Genomic DNA, 24,878 nt, shown 5'->3' on the forward strand with positions numbered 1-24,878 from the left:
AGGGGAGAAGGCAAAGCTACCGCAATTGCCGAAAAGCCAAAACGTTGATATGAGCAGCGCCATGGAAGAGCTTTTCGGCGATCCGGCCTATAAGGGTTTCGTGCTGCAGGACAGGAAGCGCCTGCCGTCGCGATTTGCCGCGCGGGTCTGCGGCGCGCTCACCAGCCGACTTAGCTGAGGCGACCGATCCGGTCGCTTCGCCGGTCAGAAGCCCCGGCGCCAGCTTTTGCCATTCTCATATCGACGGATTTACGCACATGAGCGCACCGCGCACCCTCTACGACAAGATCTTCGACGACCATGTCGTCGACCGCCAGGACGACGGCACCTGCCTGCTCTATATCGACCGCCACCTCGTCCACGAGGTCACCAGCCCGCAGGCCTTCGAAGGCCTGCGCATGAGTGGCCGAGACGTTCGCCATCCTGAGAAGACGCTCGCCGTGGTCGACCACAACGTGCCGACCTCGCCCGAGCGCAAGTTCGGCATCAAGAACGAGGAAAGCCGTATCCAGGTCGAGGCGCTGGCCAAGAATGCCAAGGATTTCGGCATCGAATATTATTCGGAGAACGACGTCCGCCAGGGCATCGTCCACATCATCGGGCCGGAGCAAGGCTTCACGCTGCCCGGCATGACCATCGTCTGCGGCGACAGCCACACCTCCACGCACGGTGCGTTCGGCGCGCTGGCGCACGGCATCGGCACTTCGGAAGTCGAGCATGTGCTGGCGACGCAAACCTTGATCCAGCGCAAGGCCAAGAACATGCTGGTGCGCGTTGACGGCCAGCTTCCGGAAGGCGTCACCGCCAAGGACATCATCCTCGCCATCATCGGCGAGATCGGCACTGCCGGCGGCACCGGCTACGTCATCGAATATGCGGGCGAGGCGATCCGCTCGCTGTCGATGGAAGGCCGCATGACGATCTGCAACATGTCGATCGAAGGCGGTGCGCGCGCCGGCTTGATCGCGCCGGACGAGACCACCTTCGCCTATGTGAAGGACAAGCCGCGCGCGCCGAAGGGCGCCGCCTGGAACGCCGCGCTTGCCTACTGGAAGACGCTGCATTCCGACGAAGGTGCGCATTTCGACAAGGTGGTCGTGCTCGATGCGCAAAAACTGCCGCCGATCGTCTCCTGGGGCTCCTCGCCCGAGGATGTCGTCTCGGTGCAGGGTTTCGTGCCGAATCCGGCCGACATCGCCGACGAGAACAAGCGTTCCTCGAAGCTGCGCGCGCTCGACTATATGGGGCTGACGCCCGGAACCAAGATCACCGACATCACGCTCGACCGCGTCTTCATCGGGTCCTGCACCAATGGCCGCATCGAGGACCTGCGCGCCGCCGCCAAGGTTGTCGAGGGCAAGAAGGTCAATCCGCGCGTGAACGCCATGATCGTGCCGGGCTCCGGCCTGGTGAAGGAGCAAGCCGAAGCCGAAGGGCTCGACAAGATCTTCGTCGCCGCGGGCTTCGACTGGCGCGAGCCCGGCTGCTCGATGTGCCTGGCGATGAACGACGACCGGCTGAAGCCGCATGAGCGCTGCGCCTCGACCTCGAACCGCAATTTCGAGGGCCGGCAGGGTTTTAAGGGCCGCACCCATCTGGTCTCGCCGGCCATGGCGGCGGCGGCGGCAATCGCCGGCCATTTCGTCGATATCCGCGACTGGAAGTAACGGCCTGCCGCGGAGGCGATCAAAGGCCCGGAGCGCACCGCGTTCCGGGCCTTTTGTCGCTCAGCGGTCGCCGAGCCGGATAATCTCGTGGAACTCCTCACGTCGGCCAGGCTCGTCGGCAGCGACGATCAGCGCCAGTTGCTGCTCGTCGAAAATCTTGAACCACTCGTCCCATTCGACCAGCTCGTAGCCGCCGGCGTTGGGAGGCCGCTCCGGGCGGTCGTCGTCCTCATAGGCGTTCTGGCCAAAAACCAGGCGCAGCATGGGTTGCGTGCCGGCCTCGGGCGAAATGTCGACAATGGCCGGAAATCCGGCGCGCGCCGCCGCCCAGGAACGGATCGCATCGTGCTCGGTCAGGGTGATTGTACCGGCCATCGGCGTTCTCCTGTTTTGTGTTGAGAACGCCGGTCTCCCGGAGCTGTTCCGTGCCGTCGCTTAACCGCTTGTTTGTGCTTCCCGACTAGCATCTCCCCTTGGGTAACTTGGGGAAGTCACGGTCCGTTGGACACCGGTCTGCTCATAGCGCTGCTCAATCCGACGATAGCGCTGGCGCTCGGCGCTGCGTTCCTCGTGCTGTGGTTCCATCAGCGCCATCGTCCGTATCTGGCGGTGCTGGCGGCGAGCTACTGCCTGTCGGCGTCGGGTTTCCTGCTGCAATATTTCACGTTGCCGCTCGGCATCGTGGCGACCAAGCTGATCTCCAACATATGTTTCACGATAGCCGCCTGCTGCCTTTCCGGCGCGATCATCGCGCGCTACGGCCGGCGCGTGCCCTATTTCGGCATCGGTGTCATGGCCGGCGGCGGGCTCGCCGCCTTCGCATGGTTCATGTTCGTCCAGCCGGATCTTACCTGGCGCGTGCTCAGCATGAATTTCGGCTTCGGCGGCCTGAGCCTGCTCGTCGCCGTCGAGCTCAGGACAGTGCGCAACAATGGCCCTGAGAAAATCCTATTCGCGCTGGCCCTGCTTTCCGCGCTGAACTTCACGGCCCGTACCCTGATCGTCGTCATCGCGCATGGACCGTTCCCAAGCTATGACGGCTTCTACGGCTCGTCCTACTGGACGACGGCGCTGCTCTCGCACGCGCTTTTGTCGCTTCTGATCGCGCTCTGCCTGTTCACGGCGGCCGCCCTCGACGTGCTGAAGGCACTGAAAGCCGAGACGCACACCGACCCGTTGTCCGGCCTTCTCAACCGCCGCGGCTTCCAGGAACGGGCAGCACTTCTGCTCGATCAATGCGCCAAGGCCGGGTTTCCCGTCGCGCTGGTGCTTGCCGACCTCGATCACTTCAAGGCGCTCAATGACCAGCACGGACATGAGGCGGGCGACCGAGTGATTGCCGATTTCGCTGCCAAGCTGCGCTTTGCCACCGGTGCGCGCGGCGCAGCGGGGCGCATCGGCGGCGAGGAGTTCGCCGTGCTTCTGCCGCTCAGTGATCTCGCCGCGGCGCGCCTTTTCGCCGAAGCGATCCGCACTTTCTATTCGGCCGGAGCCGTCGACGGCCTGCCGCCCGGCACCAGGGTGACAGCGAGCTTCGGCGTTGCGGCCCGCAGCGGCGCGGAAGGTCTGGCGCCGCTGATGCGGCGCGCCGACGAGGCGCTCTACAAGGCCAAGAGGAATGGCCGTGACAGCGTCCGCCTTTCCTACGAGCGCCCCGAAACCGCCTTCGTGCCCGAAGCGGTGAGCGTCGGCTGAAATCGGAGACTCCAGAGCACCTGACAACAGCCAGCATCCCCGCCCGAAGGCATGCGGCGTTAACGTGTTTTTCGCCCGTCGATGGTTTTCTGCCCGGGGGGCTTCGAAGGGAACATGGGCAGCGCTGATTTCATCCTGATGATCAATCTCGTCGTCGCCGGGCTGTTGGCCGCGGCCTTCGTGGCGATCGCCGTCCACGACGTCGGGCGTGTGTCGGCGCGCTGGCTGGCTTTCGGCTATTTGCTCGGCATGGCCTATTTCGCCATCGAGTTCAGTATCCCCGCTTTTGCCGATGCCCGGCTGCCGGTTGTCATGGCCTTCGCTGTCTTCCTCGGCGCGACCATCGCCTTCAACGGCGGGGTTGCCCACAAATATGGCGTGACGCCGCCCTGGGCGCCGATGCTGGTCTTCCTGACCGTGGCCTCGGCCGCCGTCTATCTGGTGCAGGACCTGCCGCGATACTCGCTCACCCGCATGTTGGCCTATCAGCTTCCTTATGCGGCCATGCAGTGCACCGCGCTTGGCATCGTGCTGTCCTCCAGGCAGCGGCTCGAGCGGCTCGATCACCTCCTGATGCTCGTGCTCGCGGCAAGCGCCCTGCAGTTCGCATCAAAGCCTTTCATCGCCGGCGCGTTGGGCGGCTGGGGCGCCAATCCGCAATCCTATGTGCAGACGGGTTATGCGCTGGTGTCGCAGTCGCTTGGCACCGTGTTCGGTCTGGCGCTGGCGCTGCTCGCGCTCGCTATCCTGGTGCGCGACGTGCTGGCCGAGGCGATGTCGAAATCGGAGACGGACACGCTGTCGCGGCTCCTCAACCGCGGCGGTTTCGAACGCCATGCCGAGCTGGCGTTGCGGGATGCGGTGCGCCGGGGCGTACCGGTGGCGCTGGTCATCGCCGACCTCGACCACTTCAAGAGGATCAACGACAGCTACGGCCATGCCTGCGGCGATCGTGTCATCGAGACGTTCGCAGGCTTGCTGCGCGAGGCGGCGGCCGAGCATCACGTCGCCGGCCGCATCGGCGGCGAGGAATTCGCCATCATCCTGCCCGGTACCAACCTCACTGCCGCGCGATTGTTCGCGGAAGGCGCGCGCAGCGCGTTTGGCGGGCTGCCGATCGAGGGCCTGCCCGCCGAGCATCGCTGCAGCGCGAGCTTCGGCGTCGCCGAGCTTGCCGTGGCTGAGGATTTTTCAGATCTGCTGCGGCGCGCCGATGAAGCGCTTTACGCGGCCAAGAATGCCGGCCGCGACTGCGTGCGCGTCTCGCTCGGGACCGCGCGCCGGCAGTTCCCGGCGGCGGTCAGCGGCAGGGGCTGAGGTTGGGCATCTCGCCGTCGGAGAGGCCGTACATATAGGAACGGCCCTTGATGAAGACCGGCGGCTGGTAGCAGCCCGGGGCACCGGCTGCGTCGGAATCGTAGATGACGTCGGGCTGGCCGGCGCCGGTGAAGTTCGAGAGCTGCTTGGCGTGCCGGCCCTCGCCGACGATGATGCGCTTATAGCCGGCGGCGCTGTCGATGACGAGATTGCCGAAGGAATCGGCATAGACGCGGTCATGATGGCGCAGGCCGGCTTCGGCCGGCACAGCAATGGCGGTGGCAAGTCCAGCCAGCGTCGCGACCGCCAGGCCTGCCCGCACTGAATTCGAACGCATGTCGCTCTCCCTTGGACGGTGCGACCCTCGGGATCGCCCTGCAAACGTCGTGCGAATCGGAAATTAACCCTTTCTTAACCTTTGTTAAGGGGCAGACAGGCTTCAGGAGGGGAACTTAATGAACATGGTTAATTTCGGCGCCTTGGCTCCACTCCGTCCATCGCCCCGCCCCGGCCCAGCTGACCCAGGCGAGCTTGATCTTTGGCGCATTGCGTGGCTAGCGTGCCGCGCACGAAAGGGGCAGCACATGATGTTTGGCCGCGCGATTTGGGTGTCGCTCGTTGTTCCGCTGCTTCTTGCGGCTACGGCCTGCGTGCCGCAGGACGGCGTGCCGAAGGCGGCGAATACTTTATCGCCAACAGTCTCGCCCGTTCCAACCAGCCAACCCGTCGCTCCCGGGGCCGGAGCTGCCGCAACGCCCAAGACATCGGCAACAGCTTCGCCACCCGCAACCAAAATCACCACCGACTTGACCACGCCGCGAGCCGGCGTCGGAACGGCCACCTACAGATGCGGCAATGGCGGCATGATCACCATCCAAAATCTCGGCTCTTCTCTGCGTGTGCTCGGGCCGGATGGCTCGGCCGAAGTGTTTCCAGCGTCGCCCGCCAATCAAACCAGCCGCTACCAGGAAGCGGCGACCCATGACGCAATCGTGATCGACGGTCGCGAGGCGCTGGTGATGAAGAAGGGGTCCACGCCGCAGAGCTGCAAAAGATAACGGATCTTATTGCACTGCAGCGACGTTGCGCCGGCTGCAGATCGGCCGCTAATCGATTGAAGCTGAATTTCCCCGTTTTGTCAGACTAAATGACGTTTTCAAAACGATTTTCCGGCTTTGACGCGGTGCAAAAAGCGCATTAGAAACCCGCTATCCGAGGCCCTATGTTGTGCGGCAAAAGCCGCATCCTTCGCGGCTCAGGAACGCCGATCTGGGGGAGCCATGAGCAAATCACCAGCCACCCGCGCAATTGCCAGACGTGAACGGCCGCTTTCGCCGCACCTGACGATCTACAGGCCCCCGATCACGATGACGATGTCGATCATCCATCGCATCACCGGCGGCGCGCTCTATTTCGGCACGCTCCTAGTGGCGGCCTGGCTGATCGCTGCGTCGAGTTCGCAGGTTGCGTTCGACTGGATCAACTGGGCCTTCGGCTCGTGGCTCGGCCGGCTGATCCTGTTCGGCTACACCTGGGCGCTGATGCACCACATGCTGGGTGGGTTGCGCCATCTCGTCTGGGACACCGGCGCCGGGCTCGAAAAACACACCGCCTCGAGGATCGCATGGGCAACGCTCGCCGGCTCGATCGTGCTGACGCTTTTGATCTGGATCGCGGGCTACATGGCGCGGGGGGCACTCTGATGACCGCAAAGAATTCGGACATGCGCACGCCGCTCGGGAAGGTTCGCGGCCTTGGTTCGGCGCGTGAGGGTACCGGCCATTTCTGGCGCCAGCGGTTGACGGCGGTGGCCAATATCCCGCTCATCCTGTTCTTCGTCGGCTTCCTGATCGCCCTCAACGGCCACGGCTATGCGGAAGTGCGGGCGTCGCTCGCGAACCCCTTCGTGGCGCTGGTGCTGTCGTTGGTGCTGATTTCCGCGCTCTACCACATGCGGATCGGCATGCAGGTCATCATCGAGGACTATGTGCATGGCGAGGGCATGAAGCTGGCGCTGATCGCCCTCAACACATTCTTCTCAATTGCAGTCGGCGTCGCCTCGCTCTTCGCTCTGCTCAAACTCGCATTCGGAGGCTGACGTCTTGGCCAGCGCAAACACAGCCAGCACGGCTTCGGCCTACACCTTTGTCGATCACAAATTCGATGTGGTGATCGTCGGCGCCGGCGGCGCCGGGTTGCGCGCCACGCTCGGCATGGCCGAGCAGGGGCTGCGCACCGCCTGCATCACCAAAGTATTCCCGACGCGCTCGCACACGGTCGCGGCGCAAGGCGGCATCGCCGCCTCGCTCTCCAACATGGGCCCGGATTCCTGGCAGTGGCACATGTACGACACGGTCAAGGGCTCGGACTGGCTGGGCGACGTCGACGCCATGGAATACATGGTGCGCGAGGCGCCGGCCGCCGTCTACGAGCTCGAGCATTACGGCGTGCCATTCTCGCGTACCGAAGAGGGCAAGATCTATCAGCGTCCGTTCGGCGGCCACATGATGAATTATGGCGACGGCCCGCCGGTGCAGCGCACCTGCGCCGCCGCCGACCGCACCGGCCACGCCATCCTGCATACGCTCTACGGCCAGTCGCTGAAGAACAACGCGCAGTTCTTCATCGAGTATTTCGCGCTCGACCTGATCATGGAGCCGGACGGCACATGCACCGGCGTGGTGGCGTGGAATCTCGACGACGGCACCATCCACCGCTTCTCGGCAAAGATGGTGGTGCTGGCCACCGGCGGCTATGGCCGCGCCTATTTCTCCGCCACCTCGGCGCATACCTGCACCGGCGACGGCGGCGGCATGGCCGCGCGGGCCGGGCTGCCACTGCAGGACATGGAGTTCGTGCAGTTCCATCCGACCGGCATCTATGGCGCCGGCTGCCTGATCACCGAAGGCGCGCGCGGCGAGGGCGGTTATCTCGTCAATTCCGAGGGTGAGCGCTTCATGGAGCGCTACGCGCCGTCGGCCAAGGACCTCGCCTCGCGCGACGTGGTCTCGCGCTGCATGACGCTGGAGATCCGCGAGGGCCGCGGCGTCGGCAAGAACAAGGACCACATCTTCCTGCATCTCGACCATCTCGATCCGGCGGTGCTGCACGAGCGGCTGCCGGGCATCTCCGAATCGGCCAAGATCTTCGCCGGCGTCGACCTGACCAAGGAGCCGATCCCGGTGCTGCCGACGGTCCACTACAATATGGGCGGCGTGCCGACCAATTATTGGGGCGAGGCGCTCAACCCGAGCTTCGACAACCCCGACCGCGTGTCGCCCGGCCTGATGGCGGTGGGCGAGGCCGGCTGCGCCTCCGTGCATGGCGCCAACCGGCTCGGCTCCAACTCGCTGATCGATCTCGTCGTGTTCGGCCGCGCGGCCGCAATCCGCGCCGGCCAGGTGATCGATCGCAAGTCGGCGATTGCGTCGCCCAATCAGGAATCGGTCGACAAGATCATGGACCGCTTCGACAAGCTGCGCCACGCCAGCGGCTCGACCCCGACCGCGGCGCTGCGCGAAAAGATGCAGCGGGCGATGCAGGAAGACGCGGCGGTGTTCCGCACGCAGGAATCGCTGGAAAATGGCTGCAAGCGCGTTTCTCAAATCTGGAGCGAGCTCAAGGACGTCAAGGTCTTCGACCGCTCGATGATCTGGAACTCGGACCTGGTCGAGACGCTGGAGCTCGAAAACCTGATGGTCAACGCCATCGCCACGGTCTACGGCGCCGAGGCGCGCAAGGAGAGCCGCGGCGCGCACGCGCGAGAGGATTTCTCGGCGCGCGACGACGCCAACTGGCGCAAGCACACGCTGGCCCAGGTCGGCGAGGACGGCAAGGTGACGCTTTCCTACCGCCCGGTGCACACCGACCCGCTGCTGGCGGAAAAGGATGGCGGCATCAGCCTGGCCAAGATCGCGCCAAAGGCCAGGGTCTACTGACATGGCATTGGCGGCCGCGGGATATTCCGGCACGCCCCTTCCGGCCAAGCTCGGCCTGAAGGACGGCATGGTCGCCGCCTTCATCGCCCTGCCGCCGGAGCTCGACGAGTTGGCTGGGGCCGTCGCGTTTGCCGGGGTCGATCGGCTGCCCAACTGGTCGGCGATCTCGGGCAACCGGAAATACGATGCCGTGCACGCGTTCACCCGGCAGCGCGCCGAGATCGAGGACGGCCTGGCCGGCATCGAGACGGCGATCAAGCGCGACGGCATGGTCTGGGTCTCCTGGCCGAAGAAGGCTTCGAACGTGCCGACCGACGTCACCGAGGACGTCATCCGCGCCGAGGCGCTCAAGCGCGACCTTGTCGACGTCAAGGTCGCGGCCCTCAACGAAATCTGGTCCGGGCTGAAGCTCGTCATCCGAAAGGACCGCAGGTAATGGTCGAACTCACGCTTCCCAAGAATTCGAAAGTCCAGCAGGGCAAGACCTGGCCGAAGCCGGAGGGCGCCACCAATCTGCGCGAATACCGCATCTACCGCTGGTCGCCGGACGACGACGAGAATCCGCGCATTGACACTTATTTCGTCGACATGGACGATTGCGGGCCGATGGTGCTCGACGCGCTGCTGTGGATCAAGAACAAGATCGACCCGACGTTGACGCTGCGCCGCTCCTGCCGCGAAGGCATTTGCGGGTCCTGCGCCATGAACATCGACGGCTCGAACACGCTCGCCTGCACCAAGGGCGCCGAAGACATTTCCGGCGCGGTGAAGATCTATCCGCTGCCGCATATGCCAGTGATCAAGGACCTCGTGCCCGACCTTACCAACTTCTATGCCCAGCATGCCTCGATCGAGCCCTGGCTGAAGACGGTCTCGCCGACGCCCGCCAAGGAATGGCTGCAAAGCCATGAAGACCGCGAGAAGCTCGATGGGCTCTATGAGTGCATCCTGTGCGCCTGCTGCTCGACCTCGTGCCCGAGCTACTGGTGGAACGGCGAGCGCTATCTCGGCCCGGCAACGCTGCTGCAGGCCTATCGCTGGCTGATCGATTCCCGCGATGAGGCGACCGGCGAGCGGCTCGACAATCTCGAGGATCCGTTCCGCCTCTATCGCTGTCACACCATCATGAACTGCGCGCAAACCTGTCCGAAGGGGCTCAATCCGGCGAAGGCGATCGCGGAGATCAAGAAGATGATGGTTGAGCGGCGCGTCTAAAGTTTAGCGGCTCAAGTTCGTACGCAGCGATTCTTCGCGCCCCCCTCTGGCCTGCCGGCCATCTCCCCCACGGGTGGGGAGATTGGCTGTCATCGCGGCTTTCGCCAATCGCCAACGTTGAAGGATGAGCGCCGTCGGCGCAGCTGCTGATCTCCCCCCAAGTGGGGGAGATGTCCGGCAGGACAGAGGGGGGCGCTGTCCCGCCGACGTTCCGAAGGTTCTGCCTTGTCGCGGCGATCCGATTTCTGTCAAAATCGGTACCCGGAGAACCGACCTTATCGAAAAGCCAAACCCAATGACCGATCTTCCCGTCCTCTCTTCCGTCGAAGCCCGCGTGCTCGGCTCACTGATCGAGAAGAAGGAGCTGACGCCGGATGTCTATCCGCTGACGCTCAACGGTGCGCATGCCGCCGCCAACCAGAAGACGGCGCGCGAGCCGGTGATGGCGCTGGAGCTGACCGACGTTAGGCGCGCGCTCAGCTCGCTCGAACAGAAGGGTCTGGTGCGCCAGGCTTTTGCTTCGCGGGTCGAGCGCTACGAACATCTGATGGCGCAGCGCTTTTCGCTGACCACGCCGCAGATCGCGATCGTCGGTCTGCTGCTCCTGCGCGGCGCGCAGACGGCGCATGAGCTGCTCGCCCGTTCTGAGCGCATGGCGCGCTTCGGGTCGATCGAAGAGCTTCGCGATAATCTCGACCTCCTCATCGGCCGCCGGCCACCGCTCATTCTGCTGCTCGAACGTGCGCCCGGGCAGCGCGAGGAGCGGTATGTGCATCTGCTCAGCGGTCCGGTGGAAGTATCAGCGGCGGCAGCGCCATGGGAACCGCCGGCGTCCTCCGACGCTTCCGATCTCGAAGCGCGGGTGCGGGCTCTGGAGGAAGAGGTTGCTTCGTTGCGGGCGAAGATCGAGGCGCTGGGCGGCTAGCGTGAGATGATGGCGGGACAGCGCCCCCCTCTGTCCTGCCGGACATCTCCCCACAAAGGGGGGAGATTGGCAGTTCCAGCGCCTCGCTCGTTCCTGCGGCGTCGGCGATTGGCGAAAGCCGGCGCGATATCCGATCTCCCCCCTCGTGGGCCCTCGTGGGGGAGATGCCCGGCAGAGCAGAGAGGGGCGCGACGGATCGCTGCCCCGCGCAGTCTAAGTCAGCCCAGCCTGGCGTCGAGCGAGACCTTGATGGCGCCGAGCGCCTTTGAGACCGGGCACTCGGCCTTGGCCTTCTCGGCCAGTTCCTGGAACTTTGCCGCATCGATGCCCGGGACCTTGCCGACCAGGGTGATGGCGCTGCCGGTTATGCCGGTGCCGGGCACCAGTGTCACAACAGCCTTGGAGTCGAGCGCGATGGCCGGGGTGCCGTTCTCGGCGAGGAAATGCGACAGCTGCATGGCGTAGCATCCGGCATGGGCGGCGGCGATCAGCTCTTCCGGATTGGTGCCGGATTTGCCGCTCTCATCCTCGAAGCGCGCCTTGAAGGAATAGGGTATGCCCTTCAGAGTCCCGCTCTGCGTTTCCAGCGTGCCCTTGCCCTCTTTCAGATTGCCTTTCCAGACGGCGTTTGCGGTGCGGTCCATGAAGTCCTCCTGGCTTGTCGGGGTTCGCGCCGGCGGGCGCCGGCGTTCCGCTGAACTATAGCGCGAGCGCGCCGGAAGACCATGGCGCGATTGTGCCCGCGAAGTCGACGCGCGCGAAAAAATTCTCGAAAAAAACGCGTGCAAAAATGTCGACTTCCCGGCGGCCGGACCGTCCTGGGGGCGGCCACGAAGTTCGGGGCCGAAGGAGGTTGAAGATGAACAATCTGTTTTTCGCACTTTGGAGGCGCCCCGGCCGAAGGGTGCAGCGACCGGAAGAGTTCTGGCTGGATCCCCCGGCCTTCGGCCTCGGCCGGCTGGCGGCGGCCGTGGCCATAATCGGGATTGCGGCATGCCTGCTCGATCATGCGGCGGCCAGAAGCAAGGCTGACAGCATCGCGGTCGCCTCCTATGGTTCATCGCAGGAAGGGAACTGACAATGAAATATGTCCTGCTGGTCTACGGCGAGGAAAAGGACCTCTTCGCGCTCACGCCGGAACGATCCGCCAAGCTCGACGCCGATTCGCTCGCCTATGACAGGGAACTCGATCGACAAGGCAAGCTGATCATCGCGCAGGCGCTGCAGCCGGTGAAGATGTCGAAGTCGCTCAGGCGTCGCAAGGGCAAGCGGCTGGTTACCGACGGGCCGTTCGCCGAGACGAAAGAACAGCTGCTCGGCTTCGTCATGGTCGAGGCCGCGGATCTCGACGAGGCGATGGCGATCGCAGACGGCATTCCGCTGGCCGAGCTCGGCACCGTCGAGGTCAGGGCTGTCTACGACATACCGGGGTCATGACCCGGAGTTATTAGCGGTTTGTTCATCGCCGCAATTGTCGCGAGTTGAAGCGATGCTGTACTTCTTCTATCGTTGCCGCGGTTTCGGGGGAATTCGGCATGCCTTTTCTGCTCGCTATGCTTGGCCTGCTCGGCGTGGCGGCCATCTGGTGGTACCGGCTGAAGGCGATGAACGAGGCGGCCAGCGAGGTCGCCGACGTTATCGGCCGCGTGCAGGGCAATATCCGCCGCAAGAAGCTGCGCAAACAGGCGGCACTTTCGCCGCTGACGGCGATCGACGATCCGGTCGTGGCCGCCGCGACGCTGATCACCGCGATCGTTTCGGAACATGGCCCGATCCTGCCGCAGCGCGAAGCCGTCATCCGTGAGGTGATCGCGCAGATTGCCGACAACCCTAAGAAAACCGACGAGGCCGTCGTCTACGCCAAATGGGCGGCCGCGCAGGTCGACGACACCACGATCGTCATCGACAAGCTGGCGCCGTTCCTGCGCGAGCGCCTCGAGCCGCACGAACGGGACGATCTGCTCAGCATGCTGAACCGGGTGGCACAGGGCGGCGAGCAACGCCTGCGGATCGCCGACCAGCGGATGGTGAGGCTGCGGCAGAAGCTGGGTTTTGAGGTCAATTAAGCTGAAGCAGTGGCGGCCGGATCGCCTACCTTCGTGATTGGCCGAAACGCTTCTCGCCTCCTCATTCTATGGCGGAGCAAGGAGCGAAGCGGCGCGGCGCAGACCATAGAATCCATTCCGTTACCTATAAGCGTTGCAGCGGTGCAGGATTCTGCTCGGCGGCATTCTTCGACCAAGGTCACGGCATGGATCCTCGGGTCTTCGCGTCCGCTTCGCTCCCGCTCCCGCCGTGGATGACGACGTCGCGTAGGCACCGGCCAATTGCTAGGCGCTAGATCGCTTCGCCCTTCAATAGCCGCGGCATGTCGCCTGACAGGCCAGACGCCTGACGGATGAAGAAGTCCTTGAGCTTCGGCATGCGCTCGACGATACCGAGGCCGAGGTCGCGCACGGCGCGCAGCGGGCCAATGTCGTTGGAAAACAGGCGGTTCAGCACGTCGGTGGTGACGCCCATCTGCAGCGTGTCGAAGCGGCGCCATTGCTGGTAGCGCTCGAGCACGTCGAGCGCGCCGATGTCCTGGCCGAGCCGGTCGGCCTCGACCACCACTTCGGCAAGTGCTGCGACATCCTTGAAGCCGAGATTGAGGCCCTGACCGGCGATCGGATGGATGCCGTGAGCCGCATCGCCGGCGAGCGCGATGCGCGGTGCGACGAAGGCGCGCGCAAGGATCAGGCCGAGCGGCCAGGCGCGCGGCTTGTCGGCGACGCGGATCTCGCCGAGCTTCAGCCCAAAGCGCTGCTCCAGCTCATGCTCGAAGACGAACTCGTCGCCCTCGACCAGCTTCTGCGCGTCTTCCGTGCGCTCCACCCAGACGATCGAGGAGCGATTGGTGCCGTCCTCTTCAGGCTTCAGCGGCAAGGTGGCGAAGGGGCCGGCGGGCAAAAAATGTTCCTCGGCGCGGCCATTGTGCGGGCGCTCATGCGCGACCGTGCAGACGATGCCGGACTGGCCGTATTCCCATTTCACCGTCTTGATGCCGGCCATGTCGCGCAGCTTCGAATTGACGCCGTCAGCGGCGACGAGCAGGCAGGCCTTAAGCGCGGCGCCGTCGGCCAGATGCACGGTGATGCCGGCGCCGTTCGTGTCGAAGGCGCTGACGGCCATGCCTTCGATGACGTCGATGCCGAGTTTTTCGGCGCGGCGGCGCAGCGCGCCGTTGAGAACCCGGTTGGCCACCATATGGGCGAAGGGTTCGCCGGCCGCCACCTCGCCGTCGAAGGTCAAAAACACCGGGCGCACCGGATCGGCGGCGCGCGAATCGGTGATCACCATCTCGGTGATCGCCTGCGCCTCGGGCGCGATCTCGTCCCAGACGCCGAGCTGCTCCAGCATGCGGCAGGCTGCGGCGGCGATCGCCGAGGCGCGGCCGTCCTTCTGCCAGACGCCGGCAGGTGCCGCATCGACAATGGCGACGGCAAGGCTCGGTCGTGCCTGCTTCAGCGACACGGCCGCGGCAAGGCCGACATAGCCGGCGCCCGCCACCAGCACGTCCACCGAGGTTTTGTCCGCTGCATCCGCCTTGCGGTCGACCATGGCACTTTCCTTTCGCGACCTACGGCCACCGCGGCGGCCGTTGCAGCTTGACTGCCCGGCTCTCCTGTCCGAAACCCGCCATGACACATCTTCAAAGGACGTGGAACATGACGGCGGCCATGGACGAGCTTCTCGACATTCTCGACCTCGAGCAGCTCGAACACAACCTGTATCGTGGTCGCAGCCCCAAGCTCGACTGGCAGCGCGTGTTCGGCGGCCAGACGATCGCTCAGGCGCTGGTCGCCGCCCAGCGTACTGTCGAGCCGGGGCGCCATGTGCATTCGCTGCACGGCTATTTCATGCGGCCCGGCGACACCAAGGTTCCGATCGTCTATGAGGTCGACCGCATCCGCGACGGCGGCTCTTTCACCACGCGCCGGGTGGTGGCGATCCAGCATGGGCAGGCGATCTTCTCGCTGGAAGCCTCGTTCCAGCAGGACGAGGTCGGGCTGGAGCATCAGCTGCCGATGCCACGCAACGTGCCGGCGCCCGACACGCTTCTGTCGCAGCGCGAGCTGCTCGGCAAGTTCGGCGAGGCGGTGCCGGAAGGCATCAAGCGCTACTGGGAGCGCGACCGGCCGATCGAGATGAAGCCGGTAATGCTCAAGCACTATACCAGCCGCGAAAAGCTGGAGCCGGAGCAGAATATCTGGATCCGCACCACGGGTCCGGTGCCGGAAGACCGCGCCACGCAGGCGGCGGTGCTTGCCTATCTCTCCGACATGACGCTGCTCGACACCTCGACCTTCGCGCATGGCCGCGCCATCTTCGATCGCGACATCCAGGCGGCCAGCCTCGACCATGCCATGTGGTTCCACCGCAGTCATTCGCTGGACGACTGGATCCTCTACACGCAGGACAGCCCCTCCACGCAAGGCTCGCGCGGTTTCACCCGCGGATCGCTGTTCGCGCGCGACGGAACGCTGATTGCCTCGGTCGCGCAGGAAGGCCTCATCCGGCTGAAACGCTGAGCCGGCTTCGAGGCATGGCTAAAAAGCAGGCATTTTCGAAATTTTGCTCACTTTTTAATCATGAGCCATTAAGGCGCTGCGCCCGTTTGTTGAGCAAGCGCTGCTGATCACCTTTGTTTACAACAGGTTAACGCTCTGCTTCGGCAATTGGCACGGAGCTTGAATCCTGTCCTGCACTCTCCGGCTCTCCTCGGGATCGGTGAAGGTGTGCAAACGCGGGGGACCGCAACAGCAAAGGGTGAAACCTTATGAAAATCGTGATGGCAATCATCAAGCCGTTCAAGCTCGACGAGGTGCGCGAAGCGCTCACCGCCGTCGGCATCCAGGGCCTGACCGTCACCGAAGTCAAAGGCTACGGGCGTCAGAAGGGACATACGGAAATCTATCGCGGCGCCGAATACGCGGTCAGCTTCCTGCCCAAAATCAAGATCGAGGTCGCCGTCGGCGCCGACACGGTCGACAAGGCCGTCGAAGCCATCAGCTCCGCCGCCAAGACCGGCCAGATCGGCGACGGCAAGATCTTCGTCTTCGGCATCGACCAGGCGGTGCGCATCCGCACCGGCGAAACAGACACCGACGCGCTCTGAGCGGCGACCAGCTATTCCAACGGAGAGTTCAATGAATATTCCTTCCCCCTTGAAGACGACGGGACGCGCGGCCGCTGCGCTCGCTCTCGTAGCGTTCAGCACCGCCGCCGCCTTCGCGCAGGAGGCCGCTCCGGCAGCCACGGCCGCAGCGCCGGCCGCCCCGGCGCCCGCGCTCGACACCGGCAACACCGCCTGGATGCTGACCTCGACGGCGTTGGTGCTGATGATGACCATCCCGGGCCTGGCGCTGTTTTACGGCGGGATGGTGCGCAAGAAGAACGTGCTCGCCACCATCATGCAGAGCTTCGCCATCACCTGCCTGGTGACGGTGCTGTGGTTCATGTTCGGCTACTCGCTGGCCTTCTCCGACGGCGGCGGCATGAACAAGTTCATCGGCGGTGCCTCGAAATTCTTCCACCACGGCATCACCACTTCCTCGCTGTGGGCGCCCGGTGTGGCGAACATCCCTGAATTCGTCTTCTCGATGTTCCAGATGACCTTCGCCATCATCACCCCGGCGCTGATCGCCGGCGCCTTCGCCGAACGCTTGAAGTTCTCGGCGCTGCTCATCTTCATGGCGCTGTGGCTGCTGGTCGTCTACGCGCCGGTCGCGCACTGGGTATGGGGCGGCGGCTTCCTCGCCACCGCCGGTGTGCTCGATTTCGCCGGCGGCACCGTCGTCCATATCAATGCCGGCGTCGCGGGCCTGGTCTGCGCGCTCGTTCTCGGCAAGCGCGAGGGCTACGGCACCACCAACATGGCGCCGCACAACCTGGTCTATTCGGTGATCGGCGCCTCGCTGCTGTGGGTCGGCTGGTTCGGCTTCAACGCCGGTTCGGAACTGGCGGCCGACGGCCTCGCCGGCGCTGCAATGTTGAACACGCAGGTCGCCACCGCCGCGGCGGCACTGGCCTGGATGTTCGCCGAATGGATCGTCGCCAAGAAGCCTTCGGTGCTCGGCATCATCTCGGGCGCCGTTGCGGGCCTTGTCGCGGTGACGCCGGCTTCCGGCTTCGTCAACCCGACCGGCGCGTTCTTCGTCGGCATCATCGCGGGCGTCGTCTGCTACCTGTCGGCGGTCAAGCTCAAGCATGCCATGGGCTATGACGACTCGCTCGACGCCTTCGGCGTCCACGGCGTCGGCGGCATCGTCGGCGCACTGCTGACCGGTGTGCTCGCCGATCCGGCGATCAACAGCCTGTCGTCGGGCGCCTCGCTCGCCAAGCAGGCATACGGCGTCGCTGTCACCATCGTATGGACGGCGGTCGCCACCTTGGTGATCCTCTACATCGTCAAGGCGCTGGTCGGCCTGCGTCCGAGCACCCAGGAAGAGGTCGAGGGTCTCGACGTCACCCAGCACGGCGAAGTCGTGCCGTAAGGCCGACCCGGCCAAGGACCGGCGGATACTCCTCCCGCCGGTCCGGATATCAAGGGAAGCCGCGGCGCGGCTTTCCCGATTTGCTCCCAAGATCCCGTCGTGATGCTCTCGAAAGGGGCTCACGCCTTGAGGCCCGGAAGATCTTCCGGGCCTCCTTTTTCTCGGATATGAGCATTGAGCGTTTCGATCACATTCACTTGATCGCGAATGTGTGAAACGTCCGCCCTTCCGGTTCCGTACTGGGATTGCGACAGCCATCGTGGTGTCGCCAAATATCAGGGAAGGAATCGACCAATGAACTGCAAGAATATCTTCCTGGGAGCAATGGCTCTGTCGATGGTCAGCGGTGTTGCACTTGCCGGCGCGCTCGACTCGCCTGACAATATGGCTCCGTTCTTCACCGATTCCAGCATGAAGACCATGAAGTCCGAGGCCGATTTCAAGGCCGCCTGGGCGACGACGGCAAAGGACAAGCAGGACGCGATGATGAAGGAGTGCCAGGACGCGGCGATGAGCAAGCCGCATGCCGAATTCTGCGCCAACCTGATGCAGTACGCCGGCCATAAGTGATTTGCGGCAGGTCGGGTCCTTACGGGCCTGATCGTTTCATCTTTGCCAATGAGATGGCGAGCTTCGTGGGCCCGCCATCTCCCTTCGGGGGAGCATGTCGGTAAAAAGCCATGGTTAATGCGGCCTTAACCTTCCCGCCGATAGTCTGGGAGACGAATCTCCCGGCATGCGTCACGCATCCGGCCAGGCATCGACACACGGGGAAGAGGCATGCGTTCAGGCGCTTCAGCACCGCTCGCGCTGACCGATACGGGGCACGGCATCCAGGCGTTCGCGCGGCGGCAGGTTGGGCGCCTGGTCGGTGCCGGGATGTTCGTGTTCACCGCTTTCGGCGTCGCCAGCCTCGCTACCTGGAACGTCGCCGATCCGAGCTTCTCGCACGCCACCAACAATCTCGTCACCAACGCCATGGGCTATGCGGGCGCGGTGTTTTCCGACCTTGCCATGCAGTTCTTCGGCCTTGCCGCCGTCGCCGGGCTGGTGCCGGCGGTGATCTGGGGTTTTCTGCTCTTCTCCGCCCGCGGCGTCGACAGGCTGGGCAAGCGCGGGCTTGCCTGGTTCGGCTTCGCGCTGCTTGCCGCGGCGATCGTCGGTTGCGTGACGCCGCCCAACACCTGGCCGCTGCCGACCGGTCTCGGCGGTGTGTTCGGCGATATGGTGCTGAAGATCCCGGGCATCGCCGTCGGCGGCTATCCGAAGGGCCTCTTCGCCACCGTCATCGCCGTTGTGCTCGCCACACCGGCGCTCTGGCTGTTCACCTATGGCTCGGCGCTGATCGCGCGCAAGAACGGCTTTGCCGTCATGGAGCGCGCCGAGCCGGAGCCGCGCGAGCAGGACGATCTGCTCTTCGATGAGGATGAAGACGAGGGCGACGAAGGCATTCTTGCGCTCGGCGCCATCACCCATTGGTGGCTGTCCTTCCGTGCATGGATGCATCGGCGTGCCGCGCGCCGCAGGCAGGAGCGTGACGAGTTCGAGCCTCAGATTGAGCCGCGGGCCAGCGCCTGGCGCCGCGCCGCCGAACGGGTCGAATCGGCCGAGTACGCTGAATCCAGGATGAGCCCCGGCGGCCGCGCCCGTGTCGAGCCGGAATTCTTCGCCGCAATGGTCAACGACCGCAGCGCTTCGGTCGATCCGGTGGACGACAATGACTTCGACGACGAAGAGGCCGATCTCGACGACTTCGACGACGAAGAGCCGGTCCAGCGCCGCGCCAATGTGCGCAACTTCCGCTCGGACGCGGCGACGCGCGTGGAGGCGCCTGCGCCGCGCCCGGTGCAAGGCGCACGCGTTCAGCGCGAGGCGCAGACCTCGCTCATCGGCTCCGGCACGTTCGAGATGCCGTCGCTGCATTTCCTGTCCGAACCGAAGAACGTGGCGAAAGACCCAAGCCTGTCGAAGGACGCGCTGGAGCAGAACGCAAGGCTGCTCGAAGGCGTGCTCGAGGATTTCGGCGTCAAGGGCGAGATCATCCATGTCCGCCCGGGTCCGGTCGTCACCCTCTATGAGCTGGAACCTGCGCCCGGCATCAAATCCTCGCGCGTCATCGGCCTTTCCGACGACATCGCCCGCTCGATGAGCGCGATCGCCTGCCGCGTCGCCGTCGTGCCCGGCCGCAACGCCATCGGCATCGAACTGCCGAATGCCAAGCGCGAGACGGTCTATCTGCGCGAGATCATGGCGAGCCGCGACTTCGAAACCACCAAGGCGAAGCTCGCCTTGGCGCTCGGCAAGACCATCAACGGCGAGGCGGTCATCGTCGACATCGCCAAGATGCCGCATGTGCTGGTCGCCGGCACCACCGGCTCAGGCAAGTCGGTCGCCATCAACACCATGATCCTGTCGCTGCTCTACCGGCTCACCCCGCAGGAATGCCGGCTGATCATGATCGATCCGAAGATGCTCGAGCTCTCGGTCTATGACGGCATCCCGCATCTGCTCACGCCCGTCGTCACCGATCCGAAGAAGGCCGTGGTGGCGCTGAAATGGACGGTGCGCGAGATGGAGGACCGCTACCGCAAGATGTCCAAGGTCGGCGTGCGCAACATCGACGGCTTCAATGCACGCGTCAGCCAGGCCGAGAAGAAGGGCGAGAAAATCTCGCGCACCGTGCAGACCGGTTTCGACCGCCAGACCGGCGAGGCGATCTACGAGACGGAGGATCTCGACCTCGAGCCGATGCCCTATATCGTCGTCATCATCGACGAAATGGCCGACCTGATGATGGTGGCCGGCAAGGACATCGAAGGCGCGGTGCAGCGCCTGGCGCAGATGGCGCGCGCCGCCGGCATCCACGTCATCATGGCGACGCAGCGCCCGTCGGTCGACGTCATCACCGGCACCATCAAGGCCAATTTCCCCACCCGCATCTCCTTCCAGGTAACGTCGAAGATCGACAGCCGCACCATCCTGGGCGAGCAGGGCGCCGAGCAGCTGCTCGGCATGGGCGACATGCTCTACATGGCGGGCGGCGGCCGCATCCAGCGTGTCCACGGTCCCTTCGTCTCGGACGACGAGGTCGAACGGATCGTCGGCCATCTCAAACTGCAGGGCGTGCCGGAGTATCTCGACGCCATCACCGAGGATGACGAGGAAGACGACGAGGACGGCGCCTCGGGCCGGGGCGGTTCCGGCGGCGGCGGTGGGGGCGGCAATTTCGAGGATTCCGACGATCCCTACGATCAGGCGGTGGCCGTGGTGCTGCGCGACGGCAAGGCCTCGACCAGCTACATCCAGCGCCGGCTGGGCATCGGCTACAACCGCGCGGCGTCGATCATCGAGAAGATGGAGAAGGAAGGCATCGTCGGCCCGGCCAACCACGCCGGCAAACGCGAGATTCTCGTCCCCACCGAGGACGATAAGTTCTAGCCCGGCGAGGCCTACGGGAGGCGGCCGGCAACTTTGAACCCTCTGGCGCGTTGATGCGACCAAGCGCCGTGCGACCCGCCAAACTTAGGCCCAACTGGCGGTCCAGAGACAGCGACCAAGGCAAATCACAGGAAGTGACCGGCATGAAGACCCAGACAGATTTCGCTCCGACCCGCCGACAGCTGCTCGGCCTTGGCCTGGTGCTCGCTGGCGCCGCCGCCATCAATGTCGTGCCGGGCTTCCAACTTCTGGCCTTGGCTCAGGCCGCCGTTCCGCCGGCTGCGCAAAAGATCGCCGACCATTTTTCCTCGGTCAAATCGATGAGCGGCGAATTCGTGCAGTTCGGCCCGAAGGGCGAGCAGACCGGCGGCAAGTTCTTCCTCGAACGTCCCGGCAAAATCCGTTTCAACTATGACGGATCGTCGAATTTCCGGGTGATCTCGGACGGCAAGTCGGTCGTCATCCTCAACAAGAAGCTGAACACCTCCGACCTCTATCCGCTGTCGAAGACGCCCTTGAAGCTTTTGCTCGACGACCGGATCGATCTCTCCGGCGGGCGCGTGAAGGCCGTCAAGGAAGAAGACGACCTCACCACCATCCAACTCTCCGACAAGTCGGTGTTCGGCAACGCCAAGATCACCATGATGTTTGATCCGAAGACCTATGAACTGCGCCAGTGGACGATCACCGACGCGCAGGGCAAGGACACAACGGTGATGATCTTCAACGTCAAGGAAGGCGTCTCCATTCCGGACGGCACCTTCGCGATCGACTATACGGCGAACCGCGAGCTCAATACCAAGACGCGGTAGGTCCGCCCATATTCAGGGCAGGGCCGGCTTGCAGCGCGGGCCGGCTTGTCTTTATGGCGCGTGGCTGGCAGTAGATCGGCGATCTTTTGCCGGACCTGCCTGAATGCCCTTCACCATAGCCACCTGGAACATCAACTCGGTGCGCCTGCGCATGCCGATCGTCGAGCGGCTGCTCAAGGAGCACGCGCCGGACGTGCTCTGCCTGCAGGAAACCAAGGTTCCGGACGAGCTGTTTCCGGAAAAGGCGTTCCGCAAGGCGGGATACGAGCACATCCTGTTCCACGGCCAGAAAGGCTATCACGGCGTGGCGACGGTGGCGCGCCGGCCGATCGAGCTGGTCGAGAAGCGGCGTTTCTGCGAGATCGACGACAGCCGGCATCTCTCGGTCAGGGTCCAGGCCGGCGGCAGGTCGATTCTGCTGCACAATTTCTACGTTCCGGCCGGCGGCGATGAGCCGGACCCGGAGATCAACCGGAAATTCCGCCACAAGCTCGATTTCGTCTATGAGATGAACAGCGTGCCAGCGAGTGAGCACGATGCCTCGATCCTGGTGGGCGACCTCAACATCGCGCCGCAGGAGCATGACGTGTGGTCGCACAAGCAATTGCTCAACGTCGTCAGCCACACCCCGGTCGAGACCGAAAACTTCGAGGCGATGCGGCAGGCCGGCGGCTGGGTTGACCTGATGCGGCTCAATGTGCCGGCCGAGCAAAAGCTCTACACCTGGTGGAGCTACCGCGCGAAGGACTGGCAAGCATCGGACCGCGGCCGGCGGCTCGACCATATCTGGTCGTCCGCCAATCTGGTGCCGAGCTTTGCCGGTTACGAGGTCCTCAAGGCGGCGCGCGGCTGGGAGAAGCCGTCGGACCATGTGCCGGTCATCGCGAAGTTTGAATTGGATTGAGCGCTTTCAATCGGCAGGGGCGCTGCGGCGCGTCTATTCCGTAAACCGTGGCGCGAGCTCCTCGATGCGGGCGATCATCTCTTGGAATTCCTCCAAGATGCGCTCGTGCAGCTGCACCGCGAGCTCCGGATATTCCTCGAGGATGCGGCGAAACATCTTGCGGCTCAAGCGGATAACTTCCGAATCGATCGCGGCCGAGGCGCTGGTCAGCCGGTTGGTGTCGGCGATGAGGGCCAGTTCGCTGAGCATGGCGCCGGGGCCTGCCGTGCCGATCGGGACGCGTTCGCCGCTGCCTTGCTCGCGATAGAGGACTATCCGCCCGCTGACCACGATATAGGCCGAGTCGGCCACGTCATCCTCGCGGTAGAGCTTGTGGTCGGCCTGCAGAAAAGTGGTCTCGGCGCCGAAGGCCAGCAGGCGCAACTGTTCCTGCGTGAAGCCCTGAAAAAGCTTCACGGCGGACAGGATGCGGATGTCGTCATCCAGCGCCATGCTAGCTGTGTCCCCGAGCGGTCAGTCCAGTCCCTCCTTTGGAGCGCCGCCTCCTTGCGGGAGCGCGCACTCCAACTTTCAATCACGCGTCGTGCGATGCGTGCAGCGAGCCGATCCATCACCCTCCAGCATCAGGATCGTACCCGAGGCAGTCCCGCCCGACCGCCTATCTGTTTGGTTCGACGCAATTCCGATCGGAAAACCGCTTTCACACTTTTCCTGGAATTGCTCTAGATCATGAAATGTTTAAGGAACCAGCTTGTAGCCGCCGCTTTCTGTCACAAGAATTTCGGCATTGGAAGGATCGCGCTCAATCTTCTGGCGCAGCCGGTAGACATGGGTTTCCAGCGTGTGGGTGGTGACGCCGGAATTGTAACCCCACACTTCTTCCAAGAGCACGTCGCGCGTTACCACCTTCTGGTCGGCGCGATAGAGATATTTGATGATCGAGGCTTCCTTTTCGGTCAGCCGCACCTTGGCGCCGCGCGGATCGATCAAAAGCTTCTGGCTGGGCTTGAAGGTGTAGGGGCCGACCGAGAAGGTGGCGTCCTCGCTCTGCTCGTGTTGGCGCAACTGTGCACGGATGCGCGCCAACAGCACGGCGAAACGGAAAGGCTTGGTGACGTAATCGTTGGCGCCGGCTTCGAGCCCCAGGATCGTGTCGGAATCGGTGTCGTGGCCGGTCAACATGATGATCGGGGCCTTATAGCCGCCCTTGCGCAGGATCTTCACCGCCTCCCGACCGTCCATATCGGGCAGGCCGACGTCCATGATGAGCAGATCGACAAGGCCGCCGCGCGCCGCAGCGACGCCTTTTGCGGCAGTGGCTTCCTGCTGGACGTCGAATTCTTCGTAAAGCGCCAGTTGCTCGACGAGGGTGGCTCGCAGGTCGTCGTCGTCGTCAACGATCAGAATGGTGCGTGATGTCATGATCAATCCGTTGTTTTAAAAAGAATATTCAGTTGACCTCCCCCCATTTATGCGGAAGCTCACCGGCGCAACAGTCGTTCACAGTGATTTGTTCCGTGAGACAATCATACAAGAAAAAACGCGCGCGCAATGCGGCAGGCGAATTTTTGCCGAAAGGGCTGCATGTCCTGGTTGTGCGTGCGAGGCCCGGCAACCCTGCGCAGGGATTGCTGCAAGCCGGCCAAACGGTGTTTCCCTGCGCCCTCGGGCGCGGCGGCATTTCCGCCAGCAAGCGCGAGGGCGACGGCGCGACGCCACTGGCTGCGATGCGGATATTGTCAGGCTATTTCCGCAACGACCAGTTTCCCGGCGGCCGCCGGACGGGGCTGGCGATGGCGCCGATCGGCCCGGATCTTGGCTGGTGCGAGGTGCCGGACGACCGCAACTACAACCGACCGGTGAAGATCCCTTACGGCGCCAGCCATGAACGGATGCGGCGCGCCGACCGGCTCTACGATGTGTGCCTGGTGCTGGACTGGAACATCGCGCCGCGCCGCCGCGGGCGCGGCAGCGCGATCTTCTTCCATCTGGCGCGTCCCGGCTTCACGCCGACGCAAGGCTGCGTCGCGGTGACGGCGCGCACCATGGCGAGGCTGCTGCCGCTGCTGTCGGACCGGACGGTGGTGAAGGTGGTGAGGTAGGGGAGTAGGATATGTCACGGAGGACGCACGTCCACCGAAGCGAGATTCTCTGCCTACTCCCCTATTCCCTCAGTGCCGCTTAGGCTGCTGCCAGCCGGTATCCAGCAATCCGATCCGGCCAAGCTCCCGGTTCATCGCCTTTGCGACGTCCCTGCGCTCGACGCCGATGTCGCGCAGCTGACGGTCGGAGAGATCCTCGACGGATTCGTCGGGAAGCCGAGCGGCGACCCCGGCCTGGCGCAGCCACTCGAATGCCGAACGCAGCCAAAGCGTGATGCCGGAGTCGGATTTCTGGACGGCGTGAGACTTCAGGACGATCTCGGTCATGG

General features: G+C 64.3%; 28 protein-coding genes. 21 read left to right on the forward strand and 7 right to left on the reverse strand.

Annotation, left to right across the window (positions count from 1 at the left end):
• The first annotated feature begins 257 nt into the window (after window positions 1-257).
• Window positions 258-1,667 (forward strand): 3-isopropylmalate dehydratase large subunit, encoded by a 1,410-nt coding sequence (leuC, locus tag CK218_RS08730; protein ID WP_095827438.1) that lies wholly within the window; start codon window positions 258-260, stop codon window positions 1,665-1,667.
• Between the two features lie 60 nt (window positions 1,668-1,727).
• Here leuC and CK218_RS08735 read toward each other — a convergent pair whose 3' ends face one another.
• Complete coding sequence (locus CK218_RS08735; protein ID WP_066991843.1) at window positions 1,728-2,042, reverse strand: hypothetical protein; 315 nt, start codon at window positions 2,040-2,042, stop codon at window positions 1,728-1,730.
• Between the two features lie 126 nt (window positions 2,043-2,168).
• Here CK218_RS08735 and CK218_RS08740 point away from each other — a divergent pair, with 126 nt between their 5' ends.
• Together CK218_RS08740 and CK218_RS08745 are read left to right on the forward strand one after the other, a co-directional pair.
• Window positions 2,169-3,362 carry a GGDEF domain-containing protein gene (locus tag CK218_RS08740; RefSeq protein ID WP_066991846.1) on the forward strand — a complete coding sequence of 398 codons (1,194 nt, stop codon included), beginning with the start codon at window positions 2,169-2,171 and terminating at the stop codon, window positions 3,360-3,362.
• Window positions 3,363-3,476: 114 nt separating this feature from the next.
• Window positions 3,477-4,679 carry a GGDEF domain-containing protein gene (locus tag CK218_RS08745; protein WP_095827439.1) on the forward strand — a complete coding sequence of 401 codons (1,203 nt, stop codon included), beginning with the start codon at window positions 3,477-3,479 and terminating at the stop codon, window positions 4,677-4,679.
• On the opposite strand, the gene CK218_RS08750 is transcribed toward CK218_RS08745, so the two are convergent.
• Window positions 4,663-5,016 carry a hypothetical protein gene (locus CK218_RS08750; RefSeq protein WP_095779929.1) on the reverse strand — a complete coding sequence of 118 codons (354 nt, stop codon included), beginning with the start codon at window positions 5,014-5,016 and terminating at the stop codon, window positions 4,663-4,665. The two genes, CK218_RS08745 and CK218_RS08750, sit on opposite strands and share 17 nt — an antisense overlap.
• Window positions 5,017-5,263: 247 nt before the next feature.
• Between CK218_RS08750 and CK218_RS08755 the strand changes: the two genes are divergently transcribed.
• The 7 genes from CK218_RS08755 to CK218_RS08785 all read left to right on the forward strand — a co-directional run bounded on the left by CK218_RS08755 (window position 5,264) and on the right by CK218_RS08785 (window position 10,757).
• Window positions 5,264-5,737 (forward strand): hypothetical protein, encoded by a 474-nt coding sequence (locus CK218_RS08755; protein ID WP_095827440.1) that lies wholly within the window; start codon window positions 5,264-5,266, stop codon window positions 5,735-5,737.
• Between the two features lie 222 nt (window positions 5,738-5,959).
• Window positions 5,960-6,382, forward strand: coding sequence for a succinate dehydrogenase, cytochrome b556 subunit (gene sdhC / locus CK218_RS08760; RefSeq protein ID WP_066991855.1), 423 nt, complete (start codon window positions 5,960-5,962; stop codon window positions 6,380-6,382).
• On the forward strand, window positions 6,382-6,777 hold the full coding sequence (gene sdhD, locus CK218_RS08765) for a succinate dehydrogenase, hydrophobic membrane anchor protein (protein ID WP_066991857.1): 396 nt from the start codon (window positions 6,382-6,384) through the stop codon (window positions 6,775-6,777). The genes sdhC and sdhD overlap by 1 nt, the downstream gene beginning before the upstream one ends.
• A gap of 4 nt (window positions 6,778-6,781) precedes the next feature.
• The gene (gene sdhA, locus CK218_RS08770; protein WP_095827441.1) at window positions 6,782-8,617 is read left to right on the forward strand and encodes a succinate dehydrogenase flavoprotein subunit; all 1,836 of its coding nucleotides are present in this window, start codon (window positions 6,782-6,784) and stop codon (window positions 8,615-8,617) included.
• Between the two features lies 1 nt (window position 8,618).
• Complete coding sequence (locus tag CK218_RS08775; RefSeq protein ID WP_095779925.1) at window positions 8,619-9,053, forward strand: DUF3052 family protein; 435 nt, start codon at window positions 8,619-8,621, stop codon at window positions 9,051-9,053.
• The gene (locus tag CK218_RS08780; RefSeq protein ID WP_095779924.1) at window positions 9,053-9,832 is read left to right on the forward strand and encodes a succinate dehydrogenase iron-sulfur subunit; all 780 of its coding nucleotides are present in this window, start codon (window positions 9,053-9,055) and stop codon (window positions 9,830-9,832) included. Before CK218_RS08775 ends, CK218_RS08780 begins: the two co-directional genes overlap by 1 nt.
• Window positions 9,833-10,127: 295 nt before the next feature.
• Complete coding sequence (locus tag CK218_RS08785) at window positions 10,128-10,757, forward strand: DUF480 domain-containing protein (RefSeq protein ID WP_095782700.1); 630 nt, start codon at window positions 10,128-10,130, stop codon at window positions 10,755-10,757.
• 218 nt (window positions 10,758-10,975) lie between these two features.
• On the opposite strand, the gene CK218_RS08790 is transcribed toward CK218_RS08785, so the two are convergent.
• Window positions 10,976-11,401, reverse strand: coding sequence for an OsmC family protein (locus tag CK218_RS08790; protein ID WP_095782699.1), 426 nt, complete (start codon window positions 11,399-11,401; stop codon window positions 10,976-10,978).
• A gap of 215 nt (window positions 11,402-11,616) precedes the next feature.
• On the opposite strand from CK218_RS08790, the gene CK218_RS08795 reads away from it, so the two are divergent.
• The 3 genes from CK218_RS08795 to CK218_RS08805 all read left to right on the forward strand — a co-directional run bounded on the left by CK218_RS08795 (window position 11,617) and on the right by CK218_RS08805 (window position 12,823).
• Window positions 11,617-11,835 (forward strand): hypothetical protein, encoded by a 219-nt coding sequence (locus tag CK218_RS08795; protein ID WP_095782698.1) that lies wholly within the window; start codon window positions 11,617-11,619, stop codon window positions 11,833-11,835.
• A gap of 2 nt (window positions 11,836-11,837) precedes the next feature.
• Window positions 11,838-12,194, forward strand: a complete 357-nt coding sequence (locus CK218_RS08800) for a YciI family protein (RefSeq protein WP_095782697.1) — start codon at window positions 11,838-11,840, stop codon at window positions 12,192-12,194.
• Window positions 12,195-12,292: 98 nt separating this feature from the next.
• Entirely contained in the window at window positions 12,293-12,823 is a 531-nt protein-coding gene (locus CK218_RS08805) for a hypothetical protein (protein ID WP_067322954.1), read from the forward strand.
• 271 nt (window positions 12,824-13,094) lie between these two features.
• On the opposite strand, the gene CK218_RS08810 is transcribed toward CK218_RS08805, so the two are convergent.
• Window positions 13,095-14,357, reverse strand: coding sequence for a ubiquinone biosynthesis hydroxylase (locus CK218_RS08810; RefSeq protein WP_095827442.1), 1,263 nt, complete (start codon window positions 14,355-14,357; stop codon window positions 13,095-13,097).
• A gap of 107 nt (window positions 14,358-14,464) precedes the next feature.
• On the opposite strand from CK218_RS08810, the gene tesB reads away from it, so the two are divergent.
• The 7 genes from tesB to CK218_RS08845 all read left to right on the forward strand — a co-directional run bounded on the left by tesB (window position 14,465) and on the right by CK218_RS08845 (window position 22,447).
• Window positions 14,465-15,328 carry an acyl-CoA thioesterase II gene (tesB, locus tag CK218_RS08815; RefSeq protein ID WP_066998363.1) on the forward strand — a complete coding sequence of 288 codons (864 nt, stop codon included), beginning with the start codon at window positions 14,465-14,467 and terminating at the stop codon, window positions 15,326-15,328.
• A gap of 248 nt (window positions 15,329-15,576) precedes the next feature.
• Complete coding sequence (locus CK218_RS08820) at window positions 15,577-15,915, forward strand: P-II family nitrogen regulator (protein WP_095827443.1); 339 nt, start codon at window positions 15,577-15,579, stop codon at window positions 15,913-15,915.
• 196 nt (window positions 15,916-16,111) lie between these two features.
• Window positions 16,112-17,293, forward strand: coding sequence for an ammonium transporter (locus CK218_RS08825; RefSeq protein ID WP_245322420.1), 1,182 nt, complete (start codon window positions 16,112-16,114; stop codon window positions 17,291-17,293).
• Between the two features lie 294 nt (window positions 17,294-17,587).
• Window positions 17,588-17,863 (forward strand): hypothetical protein, encoded by a 276-nt coding sequence (locus CK218_RS08830; RefSeq protein ID WP_066998346.1) that lies wholly within the window; start codon window positions 17,588-17,590, stop codon window positions 17,861-17,863.
• Window positions 17,864-18,073: 210 nt separating this feature from the next.
• Entirely contained in the window at window positions 18,074-20,731 is a 2,658-nt protein-coding gene (locus tag CK218_RS08835) for a DNA translocase FtsK (protein ID WP_095827444.1), read from the forward strand.
• A gap of 143 nt (window positions 20,732-20,874) precedes the next feature.
• A complete protein-coding gene (locus CK218_RS08840; RefSeq protein ID WP_066998340.1) occupies window positions 20,875-21,543 on the forward strand; it encodes an outer membrane lipoprotein carrier protein LolA in 669 nt (222 codons plus the stop codon).
• Window positions 21,544-21,646: 103 nt separating this feature from the next.
• Entirely contained in the window at window positions 21,647-22,447 is an 801-nt protein-coding gene (locus CK218_RS08845) for an exodeoxyribonuclease III (RefSeq protein ID WP_095779918.1), read from the forward strand.
• A 33-nt stretch (window positions 22,448-22,480) separates the two neighbouring features.
• On the opposite strand, the gene CK218_RS08850 is transcribed toward CK218_RS08845, so the two are convergent.
• Window positions 22,481-22,939, reverse strand: coding sequence for a cyclic nucleotide-binding domain-containing protein (locus CK218_RS08850; RefSeq protein WP_095782692.1), 459 nt, complete (start codon window positions 22,937-22,939; stop codon window positions 22,481-22,483).
• Between the two features lie 246 nt (window positions 22,940-23,185).
• Window positions 23,186-23,869, reverse strand: coding sequence for a response regulator transcription factor (locus CK218_RS08855; protein ID WP_095804844.1), 684 nt, complete (start codon window positions 23,867-23,869; stop codon window positions 23,186-23,188).
• An 83-nt stretch (window positions 23,870-23,952) separates the two neighbouring features.
• On the opposite strand from CK218_RS08855, the gene CK218_RS08860 reads away from it, so the two are divergent.
• Entirely contained in the window at window positions 23,953-24,549 is a 597-nt protein-coding gene (locus CK218_RS08860) for a L,D-transpeptidase (RefSeq protein WP_095779916.1), read from the forward strand.
• Between the two features lie 69 nt (window positions 24,550-24,618).
• Here CK218_RS08860 and CK218_RS08865 read toward each other — a convergent pair whose 3' ends face one another.
• A complete protein-coding gene (locus CK218_RS08865; RefSeq protein WP_066998328.1) occupies window positions 24,619-24,876 on the reverse strand; it encodes a DUF1127 domain-containing protein in 258 nt (85 codons plus the stop codon).
• Between the last annotated feature and the right edge of the window lie 2 nt (window positions 24,877-24,878).

Source organism: Mesorhizobium sp. WSM3879 (assembly GCF_002294915.1).
GTDB lineage: Bacteria > Pseudomonadota > Alphaproteobacteria > Rhizobiales > Rhizobiaceae > Mesorhizobium.

What these genes read in the sequence shown, in the direction of transcription:
- leuC (WP_095827438.1), top strand. Translation starts at nt 258, where the DNA reads ATGAGCGCACCGCGCACCCTCTACGACAAGATCTTCGACGACCATGTC.
- CK218_RS08735 (WP_066991843.1), bottom strand. Translation starts at nt 2,042, where the DNA reads ATGGCCGGTACAATCACCCTGACCGAGCACGATGCGATCCGTTCCTGG.
- CK218_RS08745 (WP_095827439.1), top strand. Translation starts at nt 3,477, where the DNA reads ATGGGCAGCGCTGATTTCATCCTGATGATCAATCTCGTCGTCGCCGGG.
- CK218_RS08750 (WP_095779929.1), bottom strand. Translation starts at nt 5,016, where the DNA reads ATGCGTTCGAATTCAGTGCGGGCAGGCCTGGCGGTCGCGACGCTGGCT.
- CK218_RS08755 (WP_095827440.1), top strand. Translation starts at nt 5,264, where the DNA reads ATGATGTTTGGCCGCGCGATTTGGGTGTCGCTCGTTGTTCCGCTGCTT.
- sdhC (WP_066991855.1), top strand. Translation starts at nt 5,960, where the DNA reads ATGAGCAAATCACCAGCCACCCGCGCAATTGCCAGACGTGAACGGCCG.
- sdhD (WP_066991857.1), top strand. Translation starts at nt 6,382, where the DNA reads ATGACCGCAAAGAATTCGGACATGCGCACGCCGCTCGGGAAGGTTCGC.
- CK218_RS08775 (WP_095779925.1), top strand. Translation starts at nt 8,619, where the DNA reads ATGGCATTGGCGGCCGCGGGATATTCCGGCACGCCCCTTCCGGCCAAG.
- CK218_RS08780 (WP_095779924.1), top strand. Translation starts at nt 9,053, where the DNA reads ATGGTCGAACTCACGCTTCCCAAGAATTCGAAAGTCCAGCAGGGCAAG.
- CK218_RS08785 (WP_095782700.1), top strand. Translation starts at nt 10,128, where the DNA reads ATGACCGATCTTCCCGTCCTCTCTTCCGTCGAAGCCCGCGTGCTCGGC.
- CK218_RS08790 (WP_095782699.1), bottom strand. Translation starts at nt 11,401, where the DNA reads ATGGACCGCACCGCAAACGCCGTCTGGAAAGGCAATCTGAAAGAGGGC.
- CK218_RS08795 (WP_095782698.1), top strand. Translation starts at nt 11,617, where the DNA reads ATGAACAATCTGTTTTTCGCACTTTGGAGGCGCCCCGGCCGAAGGGTG.
- CK218_RS08800 (WP_095782697.1), top strand. Translation starts at nt 11,838, where the DNA reads ATGAAATATGTCCTGCTGGTCTACGGCGAGGAAAAGGACCTCTTCGCG.
- CK218_RS08805 (WP_067322954.1), top strand. Translation starts at nt 12,293, where the DNA reads ATGCCTTTTCTGCTCGCTATGCTTGGCCTGCTCGGCGTGGCGGCCATC.
- CK218_RS08810 (WP_095827442.1), bottom strand. Translation starts at nt 14,357, where the DNA reads ATGGTCGACCGCAAGGCGGATGCAGCGGACAAAACCTCGGTGGACGTG.
- tesB (WP_066998363.1), top strand. Translation starts at nt 14,465, where the DNA reads ATGACGGCGGCCATGGACGAGCTTCTCGACATTCTCGACCTCGAGCAG.
- CK218_RS08820 (WP_095827443.1), top strand. Translation starts at nt 15,577, where the DNA reads ATGAAAATCGTGATGGCAATCATCAAGCCGTTCAAGCTCGACGAGGTG.
- CK218_RS08825 (WP_245322420.1), top strand. Translation starts at nt 16,112, where the DNA reads ATGCTGACCTCGACGGCGTTGGTGCTGATGATGACCATCCCGGGCCTG.
- CK218_RS08830 (WP_066998346.1), top strand. Translation starts at nt 17,588, where the DNA reads ATGAACTGCAAGAATATCTTCCTGGGAGCAATGGCTCTGTCGATGGTC.
- CK218_RS08835 (WP_095827444.1), top strand. Translation starts at nt 18,074, where the DNA reads ATGCGTTCAGGCGCTTCAGCACCGCTCGCGCTGACCGATACGGGGCAC.
- CK218_RS08840 (WP_066998340.1), top strand. Translation starts at nt 20,875, where the DNA reads ATGAAGACCCAGACAGATTTCGCTCCGACCCGCCGACAGCTGCTCGGC.
- CK218_RS08845 (WP_095779918.1), top strand. Translation starts at nt 21,647, where the DNA reads ATGCCCTTCACCATAGCCACCTGGAACATCAACTCGGTGCGCCTGCGC.
- CK218_RS08850 (WP_095782692.1), bottom strand. Translation starts at nt 22,939, where the DNA reads ATGGCGCTGGATGACGACATCCGCATCCTGTCCGCCGTGAAGCTTTTT.
- CK218_RS08855 (WP_095804844.1), bottom strand. Translation starts at nt 23,869, where the DNA reads ATGACATCACGCACCATTCTGATCGTTGACGACGACGACGACCTGCGA.
- CK218_RS08865 (WP_066998328.1), bottom strand. Translation starts at nt 24,876, where the DNA reads ATGACCGAGATCGTCCTGAAGTCTCACGCCGTCCAGAAATCCGACTCC.